The organism is Collinsella sp. AF16-8 (genome assembly GCF_003462695.1).
Lineage (GTDB): Bacteria > Actinomycetota > Coriobacteriia > Coriobacteriales > Coriobacteriaceae > Collinsella.
Map to the genome: position 1 here is coordinate 463818 of NZ_QRXX01000001.1, position 15189 is coordinate 479006.

14 protein-coding genes and 1 pseudogene are annotated in these 15189 nt (G+C 58.5%); 9 read left to right on the forward strand and 6 right to left on the reverse strand.

Features of this window, described 5'->3' with window-relative positions:
• Positions 1-313 precede the first annotated feature (313 nt).
• From DWW73_RS02065 to DWW73_RS02075, 3 genes are all read right to left on the reverse strand, one after another.
• Positions 314-670 (reverse strand): Hpt domain-containing protein, encoded by a 357-nt coding sequence (locus DWW73_RS02065; protein WP_117778614.1) that lies wholly within the window; start codon positions 668-670, stop codon positions 314-316.
• 24 nt (positions 671-694) lie between these two features.
• On the reverse strand, positions 695-2575 hold the full coding sequence (locus DWW73_RS02070; protein ID WP_117778615.1) for a diguanylate cyclase: 1881 nt from the start codon (positions 2573-2575) through the stop codon (positions 695-697).
• Between the two features lie 210 nt (positions 2576-2785).
• Positions 2786-3583 (reverse strand): alpha/beta fold hydrolase, encoded by a 798-nt coding sequence (locus DWW73_RS02075; protein WP_117778616.1) that lies wholly within the window; start codon positions 3581-3583, stop codon positions 2786-2788.
• 225 nt (positions 3584-3808) lie between these two features.
• Between DWW73_RS02075 and DWW73_RS02080 the strand changes: the two genes are divergently transcribed.
• From DWW73_RS02080 to DWW73_RS02090, 3 genes are all read left to right on the forward strand, one after another.
• On the forward strand, positions 3809-4585 hold the full coding sequence (locus DWW73_RS02080; protein WP_117563849.1) for a radical SAM protein: 777 nt from the start codon (positions 3809-3811) through the stop codon (positions 4583-4585).
• A gap of 160 nt (positions 4586-4745) precedes the next feature.
• The gene (map, locus tag DWW73_RS02085; protein WP_117778617.1) at positions 4746-5633 is read left to right on the forward strand and encodes a type I methionyl aminopeptidase; all 888 of its coding nucleotides are present in this window, start codon (positions 4746-4748) and stop codon (positions 5631-5633) included.
• 129 nt (positions 5634-5762) lie between these two features.
• Complete coding sequence (locus DWW73_RS02090) at positions 5763-6698, forward strand: D-2-hydroxyacid dehydrogenase (RefSeq protein WP_117778618.1); 936 nt, start codon at positions 5763-5765, stop codon at positions 6696-6698.
• 179 nt (positions 6699-6877) lie between these two features.
• On the opposite strand, the gene DWW73_RS02095 is transcribed toward DWW73_RS02090, so the two are convergent.
• From DWW73_RS02095 to DWW73_RS02110, 3 genes are all read right to left on the reverse strand, one after another.
• On the reverse strand, positions 6878-7369 hold the full coding sequence (locus DWW73_RS02095) for a PIN domain-containing protein (RefSeq protein ID WP_117648267.1): 492 nt from the start codon (positions 7367-7369) through the stop codon (positions 6878-6880).
• Positions 7362-7742, reverse strand: coding sequence for a translation repressor RelB (locus DWW73_RS10105; RefSeq protein ID WP_158563767.1), 381 nt, complete (start codon positions 7740-7742; stop codon positions 7362-7364). The genes DWW73_RS02095 and DWW73_RS10105 overlap by 8 nt, the downstream gene beginning before the upstream one ends.
• A gap of 214 nt (positions 7743-7956) precedes the next feature.
• Positions 7957-9342, reverse strand: a complete 1386-nt coding sequence (locus tag DWW73_RS02110) for a M18 family aminopeptidase (RefSeq protein WP_233509087.1) — start codon at positions 9340-9342, stop codon at positions 7957-7959.
• A 161-nt stretch (positions 9343-9503) separates the two neighbouring features.
• Here DWW73_RS02110 and DWW73_RS02115 point away from each other — a divergent pair, with 161 nt between their 5' ends.
• From DWW73_RS02115 to DWW73_RS02140, 6 genes and pseudogenes are all read left to right on the forward strand, one after another.
• Positions 9504-10589: a carcinine hydrolase/isopenicillin-N N-acyltransferase family protein gene (locus DWW73_RS02115; protein WP_117778619.1), complete on the forward strand. Its 1086-nt coding sequence runs from the start codon at positions 9504-9506 to the stop codon at positions 10587-10589.
• 140 nt (positions 10590-10729) lie between these two features.
• Positions 10730-11809, forward strand: coding sequence for a 6-phosphofructokinase (locus DWW73_RS02120; protein WP_117778620.1), 1080 nt, complete (start codon positions 10730-10732; stop codon positions 11807-11809).
• A 392-nt stretch (positions 11810-12201) separates the two neighbouring features.
• Positions 12202-13140: a helix-turn-helix domain-containing protein gene (locus DWW73_RS02125; protein ID WP_117563855.1), complete on the forward strand. Its 939-nt coding sequence runs from the start codon at positions 12202-12204 to the stop codon at positions 13138-13140.
• A 116-nt stretch (positions 13141-13256) separates the two neighbouring features.
• Positions 13257-13577, forward strand: coding sequence for a multidrug transporter (locus DWW73_RS02130; protein ID WP_117635687.1), 321 nt, complete (start codon positions 13257-13259; stop codon positions 13575-13577).
• Between the two features lie 355 nt (positions 13578-13932).
• Positions 13933-14917: pseudogene (locus DWW73_RS02135) on the forward strand (DUF6017 domain-containing protein).
• A gap of 23 nt (positions 14918-14940) precedes the next feature.
• The gene (locus tag DWW73_RS02140; protein WP_002569164.1) at positions 14941-15162 is read left to right on the forward strand and encodes a DUF5348 domain-containing protein; all 222 of its coding nucleotides are present in this window, start codon (positions 14941-14943) and stop codon (positions 15160-15162) included.
• Positions 15163-15189: the final 27 nt, after the last annotated feature.

Below are 15189 nucleotides of genomic sequence, written 5' to 3' on the forward strand. Positions count from 1 at the left end.
TGAGCATGGTCTTACCCTGTTCTCAAAAGCCAAGCTTCCTTACAGTCTCGCCCGCCTTGGCCATACGCTGAACGCTGTTGGACATACACTCACCCTCATCGACTCTATCGTTATTCGAACAGTTTATCGAACAACGATATGGATTGCATGCGGAAAGCCCCGACAGTGTGCATAGGCAATTCACTAATCAGAAGAGGTGAGCGTGTTTTTGGACACGTATCGAACGAGCGTGGATAATCTCCCACTTTGAGGCCGCCACCGGGCCTAAAACGGGAGATTATCCACGCTCATAGTCATCAAGGCTCACAGCCTCTTACTCGGCCGCCTCGCGCAGAGCCGACATCGTAGCCGCATATTGCTGATGCAACGCATGCATCCCCTCGCGGGCGCCGTCAACGGCATCAGCGCCGCGCAACGCTTCGGTTACCACGACCGCCGGCTCGTACAGATTATCGAATCCCAGGTTCTGGCTCACGCCCTTGAGCGTGTGCGCTGCCATAAACGCACTCTCGGCGTCTCCTGCCGCCATGGCAGCCTCCAGCTTGTCCATGCTCTCGTCATCCAAAAACTTGAGGGCAAAGCGGGCAAGCATTTCCCCGCCCATCAGCCGAGCGCACGCGTCGTCATAATTAGCGCCGATCTTCTCATACGCCTCACGCATGGAAATCATGGATTAAAAACTCCTTTGGTCAAACTAAATCGTGGGAAACGCGACGACGTCGGCGGGGCGTGCCAACGTCTCGGCAATTTGGTCTTGCACCTCGAGCAGGCAATCGAGCAGCAGCGGGTTAAAGGTGCCGCACTTACCGTCCAGGATCATCTGGATCGCCTCCTCGTGCGGGATAGCGTCCTTGTACACGCGCACGCTCGTCAGTGCATCGTACACGCCAGCCACCGAAACCACCTGCGCGGCGATGGGAATTTCGTCGCCCTTAAGGCCATCGGGATAACCCTTGCCGTCCCAGCGCTCGTGATGCCAACGCGCAATCTGGTACGCATATTCCATAAGCGCATTGCCGGCGTGATGGCTGCCCAGCTCGAGCAGCATGTTGGCGCCAATCGTGGTATGCGTCTTCATAATCTCGAATTCCTCGGGCGTGAGGCGCCCGGGCTTGTTGAGGATCGCATCGTCAATCGACATCTTGCCGATATCGTGCAGCGCCGAAGCCAGGGCGATCGTGGAGCGTTCCTCATTGTCGAGGGAGATCGTGCCGCTACGCTGGACCAGATAGCCAAGCAGCAGCTCGGTCAGCTTTTCGATGTTCGTAACGTGCCTACCGCTCTCGCCGTTGCGAAGCTCCATGACGCCGGCCATGATGTCGATGAGCATGCGACTGTTCTTGACGCGCTCGTTGTACTGTTGGGACAGCAGGTTCGTCAGGCGGCGCTGTTTGGCGTACAGGCGGATGGTGTTGCTTACGCGGCGGCGCACGACACGGGAGTCAAACGGGCGGTTGATATAGTCTGAGGCGCCCAGCTCGTACGCGCGCAGAACCGCATCATCGGAATCTTCGCTCGAAATCATGATGACAGGCAGATTATCGATACCCGATCGGCGCGACAGATCGGCCAGCACCTCAAAGCCGCTTATGCCCGGCATCACAATGTCCAGCAGCACGAGCGACAACTCATCGCCATAGCGGTCGACCATGTCGAGCGCCGCACGACCGTTATCGGCCTCGAGGATGCAATGCTCGTCCTTGAGCATCTCTCTGAGAATGGCTCGGTTCATCTCGGAGTCATCGGCGATAAGCACCAAAGGCTTTTCGCTTTGGAAGGCCTCGATGGAATCGGCATCGGTCACGACCGTACCGGCTTTTGCCTTAGCGCGGCTCAGTAACTGAGCAGCGCGGCCAACGCCCTCATCGACCGTCTCGCCATGAATGCGAACGCCACCAACACATGCCGTCAAGCTCACGTACTCATGGCCCGGAATAATCGTGGAATGAACGGCATCGGACACCTGATGCAGGCGACGGGTGAAGTCATCGGAGGGAATATTGGGCATGACAACCACAAACTTGTCGCAGCCATAGCGCACAAGCTCGTCAGTCGAACGGATTCCGCTGCGTATGGCTGTCGCCACAGCACCGAGCGCAAGGTCGCCGGCATGACGGCCACACGTATCGTTGAAGGCCCTAAAATCATCAACGTCGATCATCGCAACGCCGGCATTCATGCGGGCGCTGCGAAGCTTTTCCTCGTAATATCGGCGATTGCGCACGCTCGTCAGCACGTCGGTGTAGACAAGGTCCTCTTCCGCGGCCTCTTGCTCATCAATCGGACGCACCATCAGCAAGACGTGAGGCTCGCCCTCGACCTTCAGAGGGCGTAGACGGGCGCGGTACTCAGTGCCATCATTGAGCAGTTGCTCCGACACCTCATCGGAGTCTGCCAAAGCCTCAAGACTCGACTGACGCAGACAAGGGCAGCGATCGCCGGCGAGCAAGCAGTTAGGCTCACTCTTAATCTGATCGGCCGACAGTAAACGCACCACGGGGTAGGTCTTCGCGACGCGGGCGACCTCGACGGCAGCCTCCTCGTCGGTTAGATTGACCTCGTGAGTATTGAGCATATGGGGCCCTTTCGATAGTTTCGCATGGAGCGGTGGGTTCCAAATGTTACAAGGGTAACACCTTGTCGATGCAGGTAAGTACGTGAATGCTGCCACATTCTTATGAGTTGGCAGACGGCGCGATTGAAGCCGCAGACGCGAGGTTTTGAGCACGTTTGTTAATACGGCCGAAACGTTTGCGGATGAAGCCTGCTTTGGCTATTGCGGATGCTAGAGCCCCAGGATGCCACGGACAGCTCGGGCAGCCGCTGCCGGGCGATCGCGCAGACCGTTATGCGCGCCCGGGATCGTCACGAGAGGGCAATCGAGATATTCGGCAGCCGCTCGCGTGCCAGCCTCGCGGGGCGTGCCAATCGAGAGCTCGCCTAGGAGCACGGCGGCCACCGTTTTCGACGCGCGAACGCTATCCCAATCGGGAACGCAGGTCATAGTAATCCCGTATACGTTTGCCATGAAACTGCGGCCGTTGCGCAGGGCATGCTTGGCTTCTGCCTCGGTCGTTCCAGGAGCCTCGGGGTCCAAGTCGCCGAGGGCTCCCAAGAAAAGCCGGAGCGCCCTTGAAACCTTTCCAGCCGCAATCATATCGAGCAAAACCGGAGCTGCGCCCATGCCGACGCCTTCGGCCGACACAGCCGGCTCATGCAGAATCGCACGGGCGACGAGATGGGGTTCAGTGCGAAGAAGCTCCAGCGCCACCAACGTACCGGCGCTGTGCGCAAGCACATTTGTCGGAGCGCCAACGTGTTCGATCACGGCCTGCAGGTCGGCGGCCTGAGCGGCAAGATCATAGCTGCCGTCTGCCGCTTCGCTGCTGCCACCACAGCCGCGGCGGTCGTAGGCAATTACGCGGTAGTTGCGGCTGAGCTCACAAGCGATGCCGTCGAAAAATGTGCCGTCAACACAAGCGCCGTGCACGCACACCAAGGCAGGAGTATCAGGCGACACATCCGGGCCGGCATATTCGCGACAGGCAATCGTGGTGCCCGCATTCTCGACCGTAAAATCCATGTTGTGCCCCCATCATCAATGCCCATCCAATTGCACGTCAGTACGGCTGAATGGTCCCGCATTGCCTTACGACTTGTTAACAGATTAACTGTACCCGACCCGAGGCTTTTCATGGCACGGCATCATGAGCGACGTGAAAAAACGAAACTTGTAAAGCAAGAGCCCGCACCTCGCTTTGGAGCCGATGCTATGCTTAGGCGCAATAGTCTTGAGGAGCATATGCCTATGTCTACATTTTTGAATGCCAGCCCCATCTTTGGACCCGTTCGCAGCCGTCGCCTTGGTCTCTCGCTCGGCGTCAACATGATGCCGGCCAGCGGCAAAATCTGCACGTTCGACTGCATTTACTGCGAAAACGGCCTCAACGCCGAGCGCCCCTGCCACGAGCCGTATAACACGGCTGCCGTGGTGCTCGATGCACTCGAGGCAAAGCTGCGCGAGATGGCAGCCGAGGGCGAGCTCCCCGATGTGATCACCTTCGCAGGCAACGGCGAGCCCACCGCCGCACCGGAGTTTCCGCAGGCCATTGCCGGCGCCGTCGCGCTGCGCGACGAGCTTGCCCCAAACTCCAAGATCGCCGTGCTCTCCAACGGCACGCGCGCCGACCGCCCCGAGGTGCACGACGCGCTCATGATGGTCGACGACAACATTCTTAAGCTCGATACCGTCGACCCGGCGTTTATCCAGCTGCTCGACCAGCCCGTTGGCCCCTATGACGTCGAGCACCAGATCGAGACGTTCGCAAGCTTTGACGGTCACGTCATTATCCAGACGATGTTTTTGAGCGGTGAGTACCGGAGCAAGTCTCTCGATAACACCGGCGAGGAGTACGTTGCCCCCTGGCTCGCGGCGCTCGAGCGCATTCGTCCGCAGGAAACGACCATCTACACGGTGGCACGCGAGACGCCGGTCGCCGGCCTTGCCAAAGCAGCGCCCGAGGTGCTCGACGCCATCGCCGCGCGCGTCCAAGCCCTCGGCATCCCCTGCCAGGTGAGCTACTAGCAAAACCACGCAGCAGCTAGTGTCAGCCATCCCGCTCCATCAGTTGCGGTGATATAGTTCCTATTTGTGCTGTTAAACCGCTTAAATCGGAACTATATCACCGCAACTTTTATGGACGCGTGGGTGGGCTATACTAGCTGCGAATGAAAGGAAGTTAGCCATGTATGACAACGGACCCGTGCCCGGCCGCAACGACGCTTGCTGGTGCGGCAGCGGCAAAAAATATAAGAAATGTCATAGCGCCTTTGACGAGCGCCTCGAGCGCCTGTGGGAGGAGGGCTGGGAGGTTCTGCCCCGCGCGCTCTACAAAACGCCCGCCGACATCGAGGGCATCAAGCGCTCCGCCGCCATCAACGTGGGCGTGCTCGACTACATAGGCGAGCGCATCGCCGCAGGCATGACCACCAACCAGATCGACCAGATGATCTACGACTACACCGTCGAGCACGGTGGCACGCCGGCCGACCTTAACTACGAGGGCTATCCCAAGAGCGTGTGCACCTCGATCAACGACGTCGTCTGCCACGGTATCCCCTGCGATGCGGATGTGCTACACGAGGGCGACATCATCAACGTAGACTGCTCCACGATCTTGGACGGTTACTTTAGTGATTCGAGCCGCATGTTCTGCATCGGCGAGGTCTCGGCCGAGCGCCAGCGCCTGGTCGACGTCACCCGTGCCAGCGTGGAGGCGGGTCTGGCAGCCGTCAAGCCATGGCTACCGCTCTCCGTTATGGCCGAGGCTGTGCAAAAGACCGTCGAGGACGCCGGCTTTAGCGTGGTGCGTGAGTACGGCGGACACGGCATCGGTAAGGAGTTCCACGAGGACCCGTTTGTGGGCTTTACCACCGAGGCGCCCGACGTAGACACCATCATGGTGCCAGGCATGGTCTTTACCATCGAGCCCATGGTCAACGCCGGAGCGCCCGATATCAAGATTAGCAAGGGCGACGGCTGGTGCGTGCGCACCAAGGACGGCAGCGATTCGGCCCAGTGCGAGGTGCAGCTCGTGGTGACCGAGGACGGCTACGAGCTGCTGAGCTGGTAGCCGTGGATGCGCCGGATGCTGACAGGCACGCCCGTCTTGCATCCGGCGTTTTATTTGAACATTTTGCCTGATAAAACCCGCCAAAATTAACCTGCCCCCTTTTGGCAGGTCGAGCGGAGAGGACTGCTTGTGAACATCCTGGTTTTGCTGCCCGTCAACGACCGCCATCGCGCAATTCTTGAGTCGAGCGCTCCGGGCGAGGACTTTATCTACACGAGCTCCGACGCCGCCACGCGCGAGCAGGTCGCCGGTGCGGACGTGATCTTGGGCAACATCGACCCTGACATGCTCACGGCATGCGAGCATCTCCAGCTGTTGCAATTGCAGACCGCCGGCTATGACGACTACCTTGCCGCCGGCACCGTGCCGGCCGACGCCAAACTGTCTTGCTCGGTGGGTGCCTATGGCCAGGCCGTAAGCGAGCACATGTTTGCCATGACCCTTTCCATGATGAAGCGCCTGCCCGGCTATCACGACTTGCAGCGCGAGCATCGCTGGGAGGATTTGGGGCCGGTTACCTCGCTCAAAAATGCCAACGTGCTGGTGCTGGGCGCGGGCGATATCGGCGGCCACTTTGCCACGCTCTGCCGCAGCATGGGCGCACACGTCCGCGGCATCAAGCGTCATCCGCTCGTCTACCCCATTGTGTTTGAGGACATGGACGGCATGGATGCCCTGCCCGAGCGCCTGGCCGAGGCAGACGTCGTCGCATCCTTTATGCCCAGCACACCCGAGACCCGCGGCCTGGCGAACGCCGAGTTCTTCGCCGCGATGAAGCCGGGCGCCTTCTTTGCCAACGGCGGCCGCGGCGATCTTGTGGTTGCCGACGACCTAGTTGCCGCCCTGGAATCAGGACATCTCGCCGGCGCCGCGGTCGACGTCACCGACCCCGAGCCGCTGCCCGAGACAAGCCCGTTGTGGGATGCGCCCAACATGCTCATCACGCCGCACATCTCCGGCTGGTTCCACTTGGCCGCCACGCTCAACAACGTGGTCGACATCGCCGCGGAGAATCTGCGTCACCTGCAGGCCGGCGAGACCCTGCGCTGCTGGATCGAACACTAATTGTTCCGGCGTTTTGCCAAACGCCGGAACCCCTCGACGCTGCGAGCCCGCCAGAGCGGCAATCTGACGTTCAATCGTCGGGCATGGCCAAAAGGCCTATGCCCTCCTCTTTCACGTCACCTTGCTCACTCTGGCGGGCTCTCGCTGACGTTTGCTCAACCTGCAGGGTCTTCAAATTGCTAGAGCGTTGCTAAATAATTTTTTGCGTCTTCTACACTCATTGCTGCGACGGGTGCGTGTGAACAGAGTTTGACATCGTTGGTGACCAGTAGATCTGCTTGAGCGCGTATCGCTGCCGCAATGATTAAATCGTCTTCGTAATCGCTATGGAGCTCACGCTGCCTGCTCGACATCCAGATGTCGCTCAGGTCACAGGGCACTGGCGTGGCAAGCTGCGACAGCACGCTAAGACAATCCCATGCAAGCGATGTCGCTGCCGCAGCGGCATCTTGGGAAAGCGAACCATGCTCGCGCCGATACCATGCCTTATGTTCGCTTGAAATCAAATAAAACAGGTCTTTGGACGATGTCGCCGCATACAGCAAATCAACCTGCGCCGTGCATGCATCGCGTAAAAACTCAATCGCCACCGAACGACCACGTCGTGAGGGAATGAAGTAATCGAGCCACACGTTGGTGTCAACCAAGATGCGCTTTGGAGTCTCACTCATAGAGCCAGCTCATCTCCTCGCCATAGCGATCCGCATAGGCATTCCGTTTGAGCTCTTCGTCGTCCGATGGCTGAGCCTTGACCATATCGATTCCCGATTCACAGCAAGCGGCAGCGAACAGCTTCGACCCCTGATCCATAAGCTCGAGCTTACGTTTGACAGCCTTTTCGCGCTCGCGCTGTTCCGCCCGGGCACGACTGGGCAGCAGGATATCCTCGAGCGCACCGGGGCGATCGGCCAGCGACGCTGCAAGCTGCCAGAGCGCTCGCACCGCTTGGCTCGGCGTCATACCGGCCTTGTAGAGAGCGGCGTCCCCACTCCTTTTAAGATCGGCATCGAGACGTACGTTGATCTGAGCGGCTGTTGTGGTCATGACCCCTCCTTAATACTTCAAAACTATCATAAAACTCTATGGTAGATACGTAAAGCATGTATAGCATTTACAAGCATCAGCCGTACTCTGTACACAAAAAGCCGCCGAGGCACACTGCACCTCGGCGGCTACGCATCACCAATCCAGTTCGGTTTCACCTTTTGCATTCGCCCAGATAAAACCTGCCGAAATTAACATCCCTTTTTGGCAGGTTTTAGAGCTCCACGCTTTCGGCTCCGTTGATGGTCAGGTCACGCTCGTAGAAGGCGGTAAGGGCGCGGATGGCGTACATCACGTCGCGCACGCCGCCGGTCTCGTAGCTCGAGTGCATGGCCAGCTGCGGCAGGCCCACGTCCACGGCATGCATGCTCGCCTGCATATTGGACAGATTGCCGAGCGTGGAGCCGCCGGCCATATCGCTCTTGTTGGCGAAGGCCTGCGTGGGCACGTCGGCGTCATCGCAGATAGCCTGGAACACCGCGCGGCTAAAAGCATCGGTGCAGTAGTGCTGGTTGGCGGCTTCCTTGATGACGATGCCGCCGTTAAGCACAACCCGGTTGCGGGCATCGCACTTCTCGGCGTGGTTGGGGTGCACGGCATGCGCGTTGTCGCAGCTCACGAGCATCGAAGCGGCAAGTGCGCGGTGGTACGACTCGCCATCGAAGCCCAGTGACCCGTTGATGCGGCGCAGCGCGTCGGCCAAGAACGTCGACATGGCGCCCTGCTTGGTCTCGGAGCCAACCTCCTCGTTATCGAAGCAGCAGAAGACCGAAACGTCGTGCGCATTCTCGGCACCCAAAAATGCCTGCAGCGAGGTGTAGGCGCAGGCCAGGTCGTCGAGCTTGGGCGTCGAGATAAACTCGTCGGCCCAGCCCCAAATGCGCGCATCCTGACGATTGACCAGGAACAGATCGCGGCCCAGAATCTGCTCGGGCTCAACGTCCAGCTCTTCGGCGATCAGGGCATCGAAGTCACCCTGCTTAAGGTCGCCAGCGCTGATGAGCGGGCACAGGTCAACGGCTCGGTTGGGAGCAAAGCCCTCGTTGACGCCACGGTTCATATGGATAGCAAGGCTCGGAATGATAGCGACCTCGCGCTCGGTGGCGAGCAGGCGGCTCTCAATACGGTCGCCTTCGCGCACCAACACGCGGCCCGCAAGCGCCAACGGGCGGTCGAACCAGGTGTAGTCGATCATGCCGCCGTAGGCCTCGGTGTTCAGGCGCAGCGTCTCGCCCGCGCCGTCGAGCTCGGGCACGGCCTTGACCTTAAACGTCGGAGAATCGCTGTGCGACGCCGTGAGTTGAAAATGATAGTCACCGGCAACGCCGTCCTCGCCCCACGTCGCGGCCAGGTCCTCGCCCACCTTAAAGGCAACAACGCTCGAGGTGTTGCGCTGCGTGTAATAACGCCCGCCCGGCTCGATGTCCCACGCCGCATTCTCGGGCAGGTAGGTAAAGCCCGCCTCGTCGAGCTCGGCCATAATGGTCGCCGCCGTATGGAACATGCTGGGGCATGCCTCGATAAAGTCGATAAGATCGTTGGCGGCCTCGATATCATCGGCCGTCACATGCGCGCGCTCGGGCGTTTCCTGATCCGTCATGCTCTCCCCTTTCGCTGGGTTGATGGTCCCCTCCAGCATACCCCGCCACGCCAGCGTCGCACTCTTCATTCCGTGCTTAATTCCGCGCCGCTCACCAAGTTGAGCCATCATGCCCGCGCTCCTTTTGCGACAATTGCGCTAACAGGACGAGAGGAGCCGTCATGAAGCCACGTAACATTGCCATCGCCTGCGGTGTCGCGGGAGCCGCCGTCGGCCTTGCCGCTGCCACCGGTATCGTTTATCACAAGCAAATCAAGTCCGCCGCGTCGCTCAAACGCTTGACCGGCTACGCGGATGGCTATGACCTGTACGCAATCGACATCGCCTACGACTACGATCTTGATCGCATCATCGCTGCTGGCGTGCGCGACGACCAGGCCTACATCGATGCCGTGGTGGCGCAGGTGCTGCCCGGTGTGCCGACACATGTCCAGGCACCCCAGTTTGCCTGCAGCGCTTTTGTCGCCGTAGATGCCGAAGGCCGCGTGCGCACCGGTCGCAATTACGACTTTAAGGACGACACCTCGGCGCTGCTGGTGCGCAATCACCCGCGTGACGGCTATGCCTCCATCGGCTTTGCGGCCCTCAATAACCTGGGCGATAACACTCCGCTTGACTCCGTCGCCGGACGCGTCGCCGCACTCATGGGCCCGTTTGCCCAGCTCGACGGTGTTAACGAATGCGGCGTGTCCGTTGCCGTACTCACCCTGGATTCCAAGCCCTGTGACCAGGACACGCAACGCCCCGTCATCAATACCTCGCTCGCCATCCGTCTGGTGCTCGACCGTGCCGCCACCACGCAAGAAGCTGTCGACCTGCTTTCCGCCTACGACATGCACGCCATGGCAGGACGCGATTACCACTTCTTTATCAACGACGCCGCCGGTGACGCGCGCGTAGTAGAGTGGGACCCGCGCGATCCGGACCGCGCTTTCAAAGCGACTCCTGTACGCCAGGTTACGAACTTCTACGCCTGCTATGGCGACGAAGTGCTCCCCAACCAAAAGAACGGCGAGCTGGGCCATGGCAAGGAACGCGCCATCGCCATCGCCGATGTCCTCGACGCCCATGCCGGCGCCCAAGACGAGGCAGTCGCTTGGAAGGCCCTACGCGCTGCAGCGCAAGAGCCCAATCCGGAAGACATCACCAGCAACACGCAGTGGTCGGTCGTCTTTGACAACACCGAGCCCGCTGCCGCCATCACGCTGCGCCGCCATTGGGGCGACGTCGACGCCTTCGCGTTGTAAGGAGCCAGGCCCGTCGTCCTTACGCTCGCCTGACGCTGCTTACATTTCTATACATTTGAGCTAACACGTTTTACCCCTGTATCAACAGTGTGCGGGGGTAAACTTATGCGCATGTTATAACTTGCCCGGAAGGATTCATCATGCTCAGGATCGGTCTTCTTACCAGTGGCGGCGACTGCCAGGCGCTCAACGCCACCATGCGCGGCATCGTCAAAACACTCATGACCAATAGCGAAGAGCCTATCGAGATCTACGGTTTTGAGGACGGTTACCAGGGTCTTATCTACAGCAGGTTCCGCGTCATGACGCCCGCCGATTTTAGCGGTATCCTCACCCGCGGCGGCACCATCCTGGGCACGAGCCGTACGCCGTTCAAGCGCCTGGATACTCCCGAGGCCGACGGCGTCGAGAAGGTGCCCGCGATGGTCCACACCTATCACAAGTTGCAGCTCGACTGCCTGTTTATGCTGGGCGGCAACGGATCCACCAAGACCGCCAACCGCCTGCGCGAAGAGGGCCTCAACGTTATCGCCCTGCCCAAGACCATCGATAACGACACCTGGGGCACCGAGTTGACGTTTGGCTTTACGAGCGCCATCGACGTCGCCACCAAGTGCATCGACGACATCCACACCACCGCTTCGAGCCACGGCCGCGTGTTTGTCATCGAGATCATGGGCCACAAGGTCGGCTGGATTCCGCTGTATGCCGGCGTCGCGGGCGGCGCGGATGTCATCTTGATTCCCGAGATTCCCTACGACATGGATAACGTCATCAAGACCATCGAGCATCGCATGGAGACCGGCAGCCGCTTTACCATCGTGGCCGTCGCCGAGGGCGCCATCTCCAAGGAGGACGCGGCGCTGTCCAAGAAGGAGTACAAGAAGAAGCTCGCCGAGCGCACGAGCCCGTCGATCGTCTACGACATTGCCAAGGAGATTGAGGCCAAGACCGGTCGCGAGACCCGCGTCGCCATCCCCGGCCACACGCAGCGCGGCGGTCAGCCCGACGCCCAGGACCGCATCTTTGCGACCCAGTGCGGTGTCGAGGCAGCGCTCGGCTGCCTGCGCGGCGAGTTTGGCTACATGATTGCCCTGCGCGACGGCAAGATGTGCCATATGCCGCTCGAGGATGTCGCCGGCAAGCTCAAGTACGTCGATCCCCAGAGCGATCTGGTGCGCGAGGCCAAAGCGTTGGGCATCAGCTTCGGCGACGAATAGCCTCGGCTGGAACTGCTCTCATCGGAGGCCCCAGGGCTTTCCTCCCAAATCGTCCTCGGACATGTCAGGACCCCGCTGCGCGCTTCGCGCGGCGGGGTCCTTCCGTCCTGCGGAAAGATTTGGGAGGAAAGCCCTGGGGCCTCCTGCGGTAACTAGGGAGGCCGAGGCTATTCGTCTTCTTGCTGCAAGTGCGTGGGCTGAGATTTTGGGATGTTGCAGGCTCTTAGCTGAGAGTAGCACTGACATTTGTCCTGAAATGGCTGGTCGTTAGGGATTGCTACCGGTAGTTGCGGTAGGGTTGGGGCAGATTCTAACTAGAAATGGTGGTCGCTACCGGTTGTTCTCGGCATACTCGGCTCATTCGATTCGACCATCAAACGAAAGGAACCACCATGGATCTTGCGATGGCGCAGCGGCTCGTTGATCGCCGCAAGGCTGCCGGGCTTTCTCAGGAGGCGCTTGCCGCCCAGCTGGGTGTGAGTCGTCAGGCTGTCAGTAAATGGGAGCGCAGCGAATCCTCGCCCGATACCGATAACCTTATTGCGCTCGCCGCGCTGTATGGCGTGTCGCTGGATGAGCTGCTGTATGGGGAGGCGGTGGCTAGCGCTGATGACTCACAGGCTGATGATGAGGCGCAGAACAGCAACGCCGGCACCAAAGCTTCAGATAAGGCTGAAGAGGCTGAGGCTTCTACTGAGCACGCTGATTGCAGCGATAAGCCACTTGTCGATATTTCCCTCGCGCGCGGTATCCACGTCATTGATCCCAATAAAGGCGAGGAAGTCCATGTTGGTTGGAGCGGCATCCATGTGACCAACGAGCGCAAGGGCGAAGAGGTGCATGTGGGGCCGGACGGCGTGCATATCGATACGCTTGAGGACGATGGACATAGCGTACGCACCAATGACGACGGCACCGTCACCATCGACGGCGAGACGTTTTCCAGCTGGAAGGAAGCACACGACAAGCTCGACCATCATGGCAAGCATTTCCACACCAAGGTCGGACGTGCATGGAACAAATTCCCCTTCCCCGCACTTGTCACTCTCGCCTATCTGGTGCTCGGCATTGTCTACGGCACATGGGGCATGGGGCTTTTCCTCGTCTTTCTGGTTCCCGTCTACTACGCGATTGGTGACTTCATCGATCGGCGCCACCTGTCTAAGCTGATCGAGGCCATCTACCCGGCAGCCGCCATCGCTTGGTTCCTCTACATGTGGCTCTGTTTGGGACAGCCCCATCCTGCATGGATCATCCTCATCACGATTCCCGTCATAAAGGCGCTCATGCGCTGGTGCCGCAAACAATGGAAGCACCGCAAACAGGCCTAAACCACCCATTCAGGCCCAATCTCGAAGGCTAAAGAGAGCCTCTCATCCACGCCTGTGAGCGAAAGCCAAATAGAATGAAAGGCAAATGGAAAGCCCGTTTGACGAGCGGAGGACATATGCGCGACGTAGCCGAAAGCGACTGGAAGCTGTTCAAGAAAATGCTTCCTCAATGGCAAGAACGTTATATGGAAAAGCTCATCGGCCAGTATGTTGAGATACTGAACGGCGACAGTGAAGCGTCCAGTAGATTTTGGGCACTAGAAGAGCGCCTCAATAGAGACAAGCTGTCCTCAGGCGTAATTGCAAACGACATTCGCCGCAGCACAATGCACCGCGAGATAGCCAATTTGCTTATCGACAGCGTGATCACCCTTGACGACCTTGACGGTTTTACCGAGGACATTAAGAGCTATGCGCAACACTGGATTGGCCAGTAAGAGCACTGAACGACAGACATCCCCAGCAAAACGGGGCAAACGCCGGGCCACCTAAAGCTGACGTTAGATAACGATACTTTTGAAAACACTGGAAAATCAAGGTTTTTCGAGCGACGGACAAGCAGGGTATTGTACTAAAAACTGAATACGACGCAGAAGCGGCGTTTCTTACTCTCTACATGGGAGAACAGGAACGCCGCTTTTTTCATGCCCTTTGTTACGCAGTAGGGGCAGAAAAAGCCTTGCTACAAGCGGTTTTCCGGGCGCGTATCTGGTGCGGAAAGGGATTTATACCTTATCCCCCGAAACCGCGCTTCTACTGCGTAACAAATCCAAAGCAAAGGAGTTATGAACTATGGCAGTTTTCAGAGTGGAACGGAACAAGGGCTACACCGTAATGAGCAACCACCACCTACGCAACAAGGAGCTTTCCCTAAAGGCAAAGGGGCTGTTGTCGCAAATGCTGTCACTCCCCGAAGATTGGGACTACACCTTGAAAGGCTTATCCCTTATCAACCGGGAGAAGATAGACGCTATCCGCGAAGCCATTAAGGAGCTTGAACGCGCCGGGTATATCGTCCGTTCAAGGGAGCGCGACGAGAAAGGACGCTTGCGGGGCGCGGACTATGTGATATTCGAGCAGCCGCAGCCGCCTACGCCGGATTTACCTACATTGGAAAATCCAACATTGGATAATCCAACACAGGAAAAACCTACATTGGAAAAACCTACGTTGGAAAATCCAACGCAATTAAATAAAGATATACAAAGAACTGACTTACCAAAAAAAAGAAAAAATAATTACTGATGAACAAAGTACCCATTCCATTCCTATCCTTTCCCCTAACCCCTCTCCTTGCAGAGAAGCGGCTACGCCGCCGGAACGGAAAGGAACGGAAGCGGCAGCACAGAGCGCAGTTGATATATACCGGGAAATCATCAAGGACAATATCGACTACCACATTCTCAAACAGGACATGAAGTTTGACAGTGACAGGCTTGACGAGATTGTAGACCTCATGCTTGAAACCGTATGCACCGCCAGAAAGCGGGTACGGATTGCGGGGGACGACTACCCGGCAGAGCTTGTGAAGTCAAAGTTTATGAAACTGGACGGCGAGCATATCCGCTTTGTGCTTGACTGTATGCGGGAGAACACAACGAAAATCCGCAACATCAAGCAATATCTGAAAGCAGCCCTTTTCAACGCCCCGTCCACTATCGGCAATTATTACACTTCCCTTGTCGCCCATGACATGGCAAGCGGCGCACTGTCACCGAAGAAGCCGCAGTACGGCGACCCGGACTATTATTCATGCAAACCGGGCGAAAGCCTGTAAAACAACAAAAGGAGGATTTTATTATGGCACAGAAAATGACAGGAGCATTGGTATTTGACGAGCGCACCGACCGTTACGACATTCGCTTTGACTTAAACAGCTACTATGGCGGGCTGCATTGTGGAGAATGTTTTGACGTATTCGTGCGGGGCAAGTGGAAGCCGACCCGGATTGAGTACGGCGACAACTGGTATCTTGTGGGTATCAGAGCCGAGGACTTGAACGGGCTGCGGGTGCGTATCTGACCGCCGCCCCATAAAGAAACGCGAAAG

Excerpts from the sequence above, each read along its gene's own strand:
- DWW73_RS02065 (WP_117778614.1), bottom strand. The coding sequence starts at position 670 with ATGATTTCCATGCGTGAGGCGTATGAGAAGATCGGCGCTAATTATGAC.
- DWW73_RS02070 (WP_117778615.1), bottom strand. The coding sequence starts at position 2,575 with ATGCTCAATACTCACGAGGTCAATCTAACCGACGAGGAGGCTGCCGTC.
- DWW73_RS02075 (WP_117778616.1), bottom strand. The coding sequence starts at position 3,583 with ATGGATTTTACGGTCGAGAATGCGGGCACCACGATTGCCTGTCGCGAA.
- DWW73_RS02080 (WP_117563849.1), top strand. The coding sequence starts at position 3,809 with ATGTCTACATTTTTGAATGCCAGCCCCATCTTTGGACCCGTTCGCAGC.
- map (WP_117778617.1), top strand. The coding sequence starts at position 4,746 with ATGTATGACAACGGACCCGTGCCCGGCCGCAACGACGCTTGCTGGTGC.
- DWW73_RS02095 (WP_117648267.1), bottom strand. The coding sequence starts at position 7,369 with ATGAGTGAGACTCCAAAGCGCATCTTGGTTGACACCAACGTGTGGCTC.
- DWW73_RS10105 (WP_158563767.1), bottom strand. The coding sequence starts at position 7,742 with ATGACCACAACAGCCGCTCAGATCAACGTACGTCTCGATGCCGATCTT.
- DWW73_RS02110 (WP_233509087.1), bottom strand. The coding sequence starts at position 9,342 with ATGACGGATCAGGAAACGCCCGAGCGCGCGCATGTGACGGCCGATGAT.
- DWW73_RS02115 (WP_117778619.1), top strand. The coding sequence starts at position 9,504 with ATGAAGCCACGTAACATTGCCATCGCCTGCGGTGTCGCGGGAGCCGCC.
- DWW73_RS02120 (WP_117778620.1), top strand. The coding sequence starts at position 10,730 with ATGCTCAGGATCGGTCTTCTTACCAGTGGCGGCGACTGCCAGGCGCTC.
- DWW73_RS02125 (WP_117563855.1), top strand. The coding sequence starts at position 12,202 with ATGGATCTTGCGATGGCGCAGCGGCTCGTTGATCGCCGCAAGGCTGCC.
- DWW73_RS02130 (WP_117635687.1), top strand. The coding sequence starts at position 13,257 with ATGCGCGACGTAGCCGAAAGCGACTGGAAGCTGTTCAAGAAAATGCTT.
- DWW73_RS02140 (WP_002569164.1), top strand. The coding sequence starts at position 14,941 with ATGGCACAGAAAATGACAGGAGCATTGGTATTTGACGAGCGCACCGAC.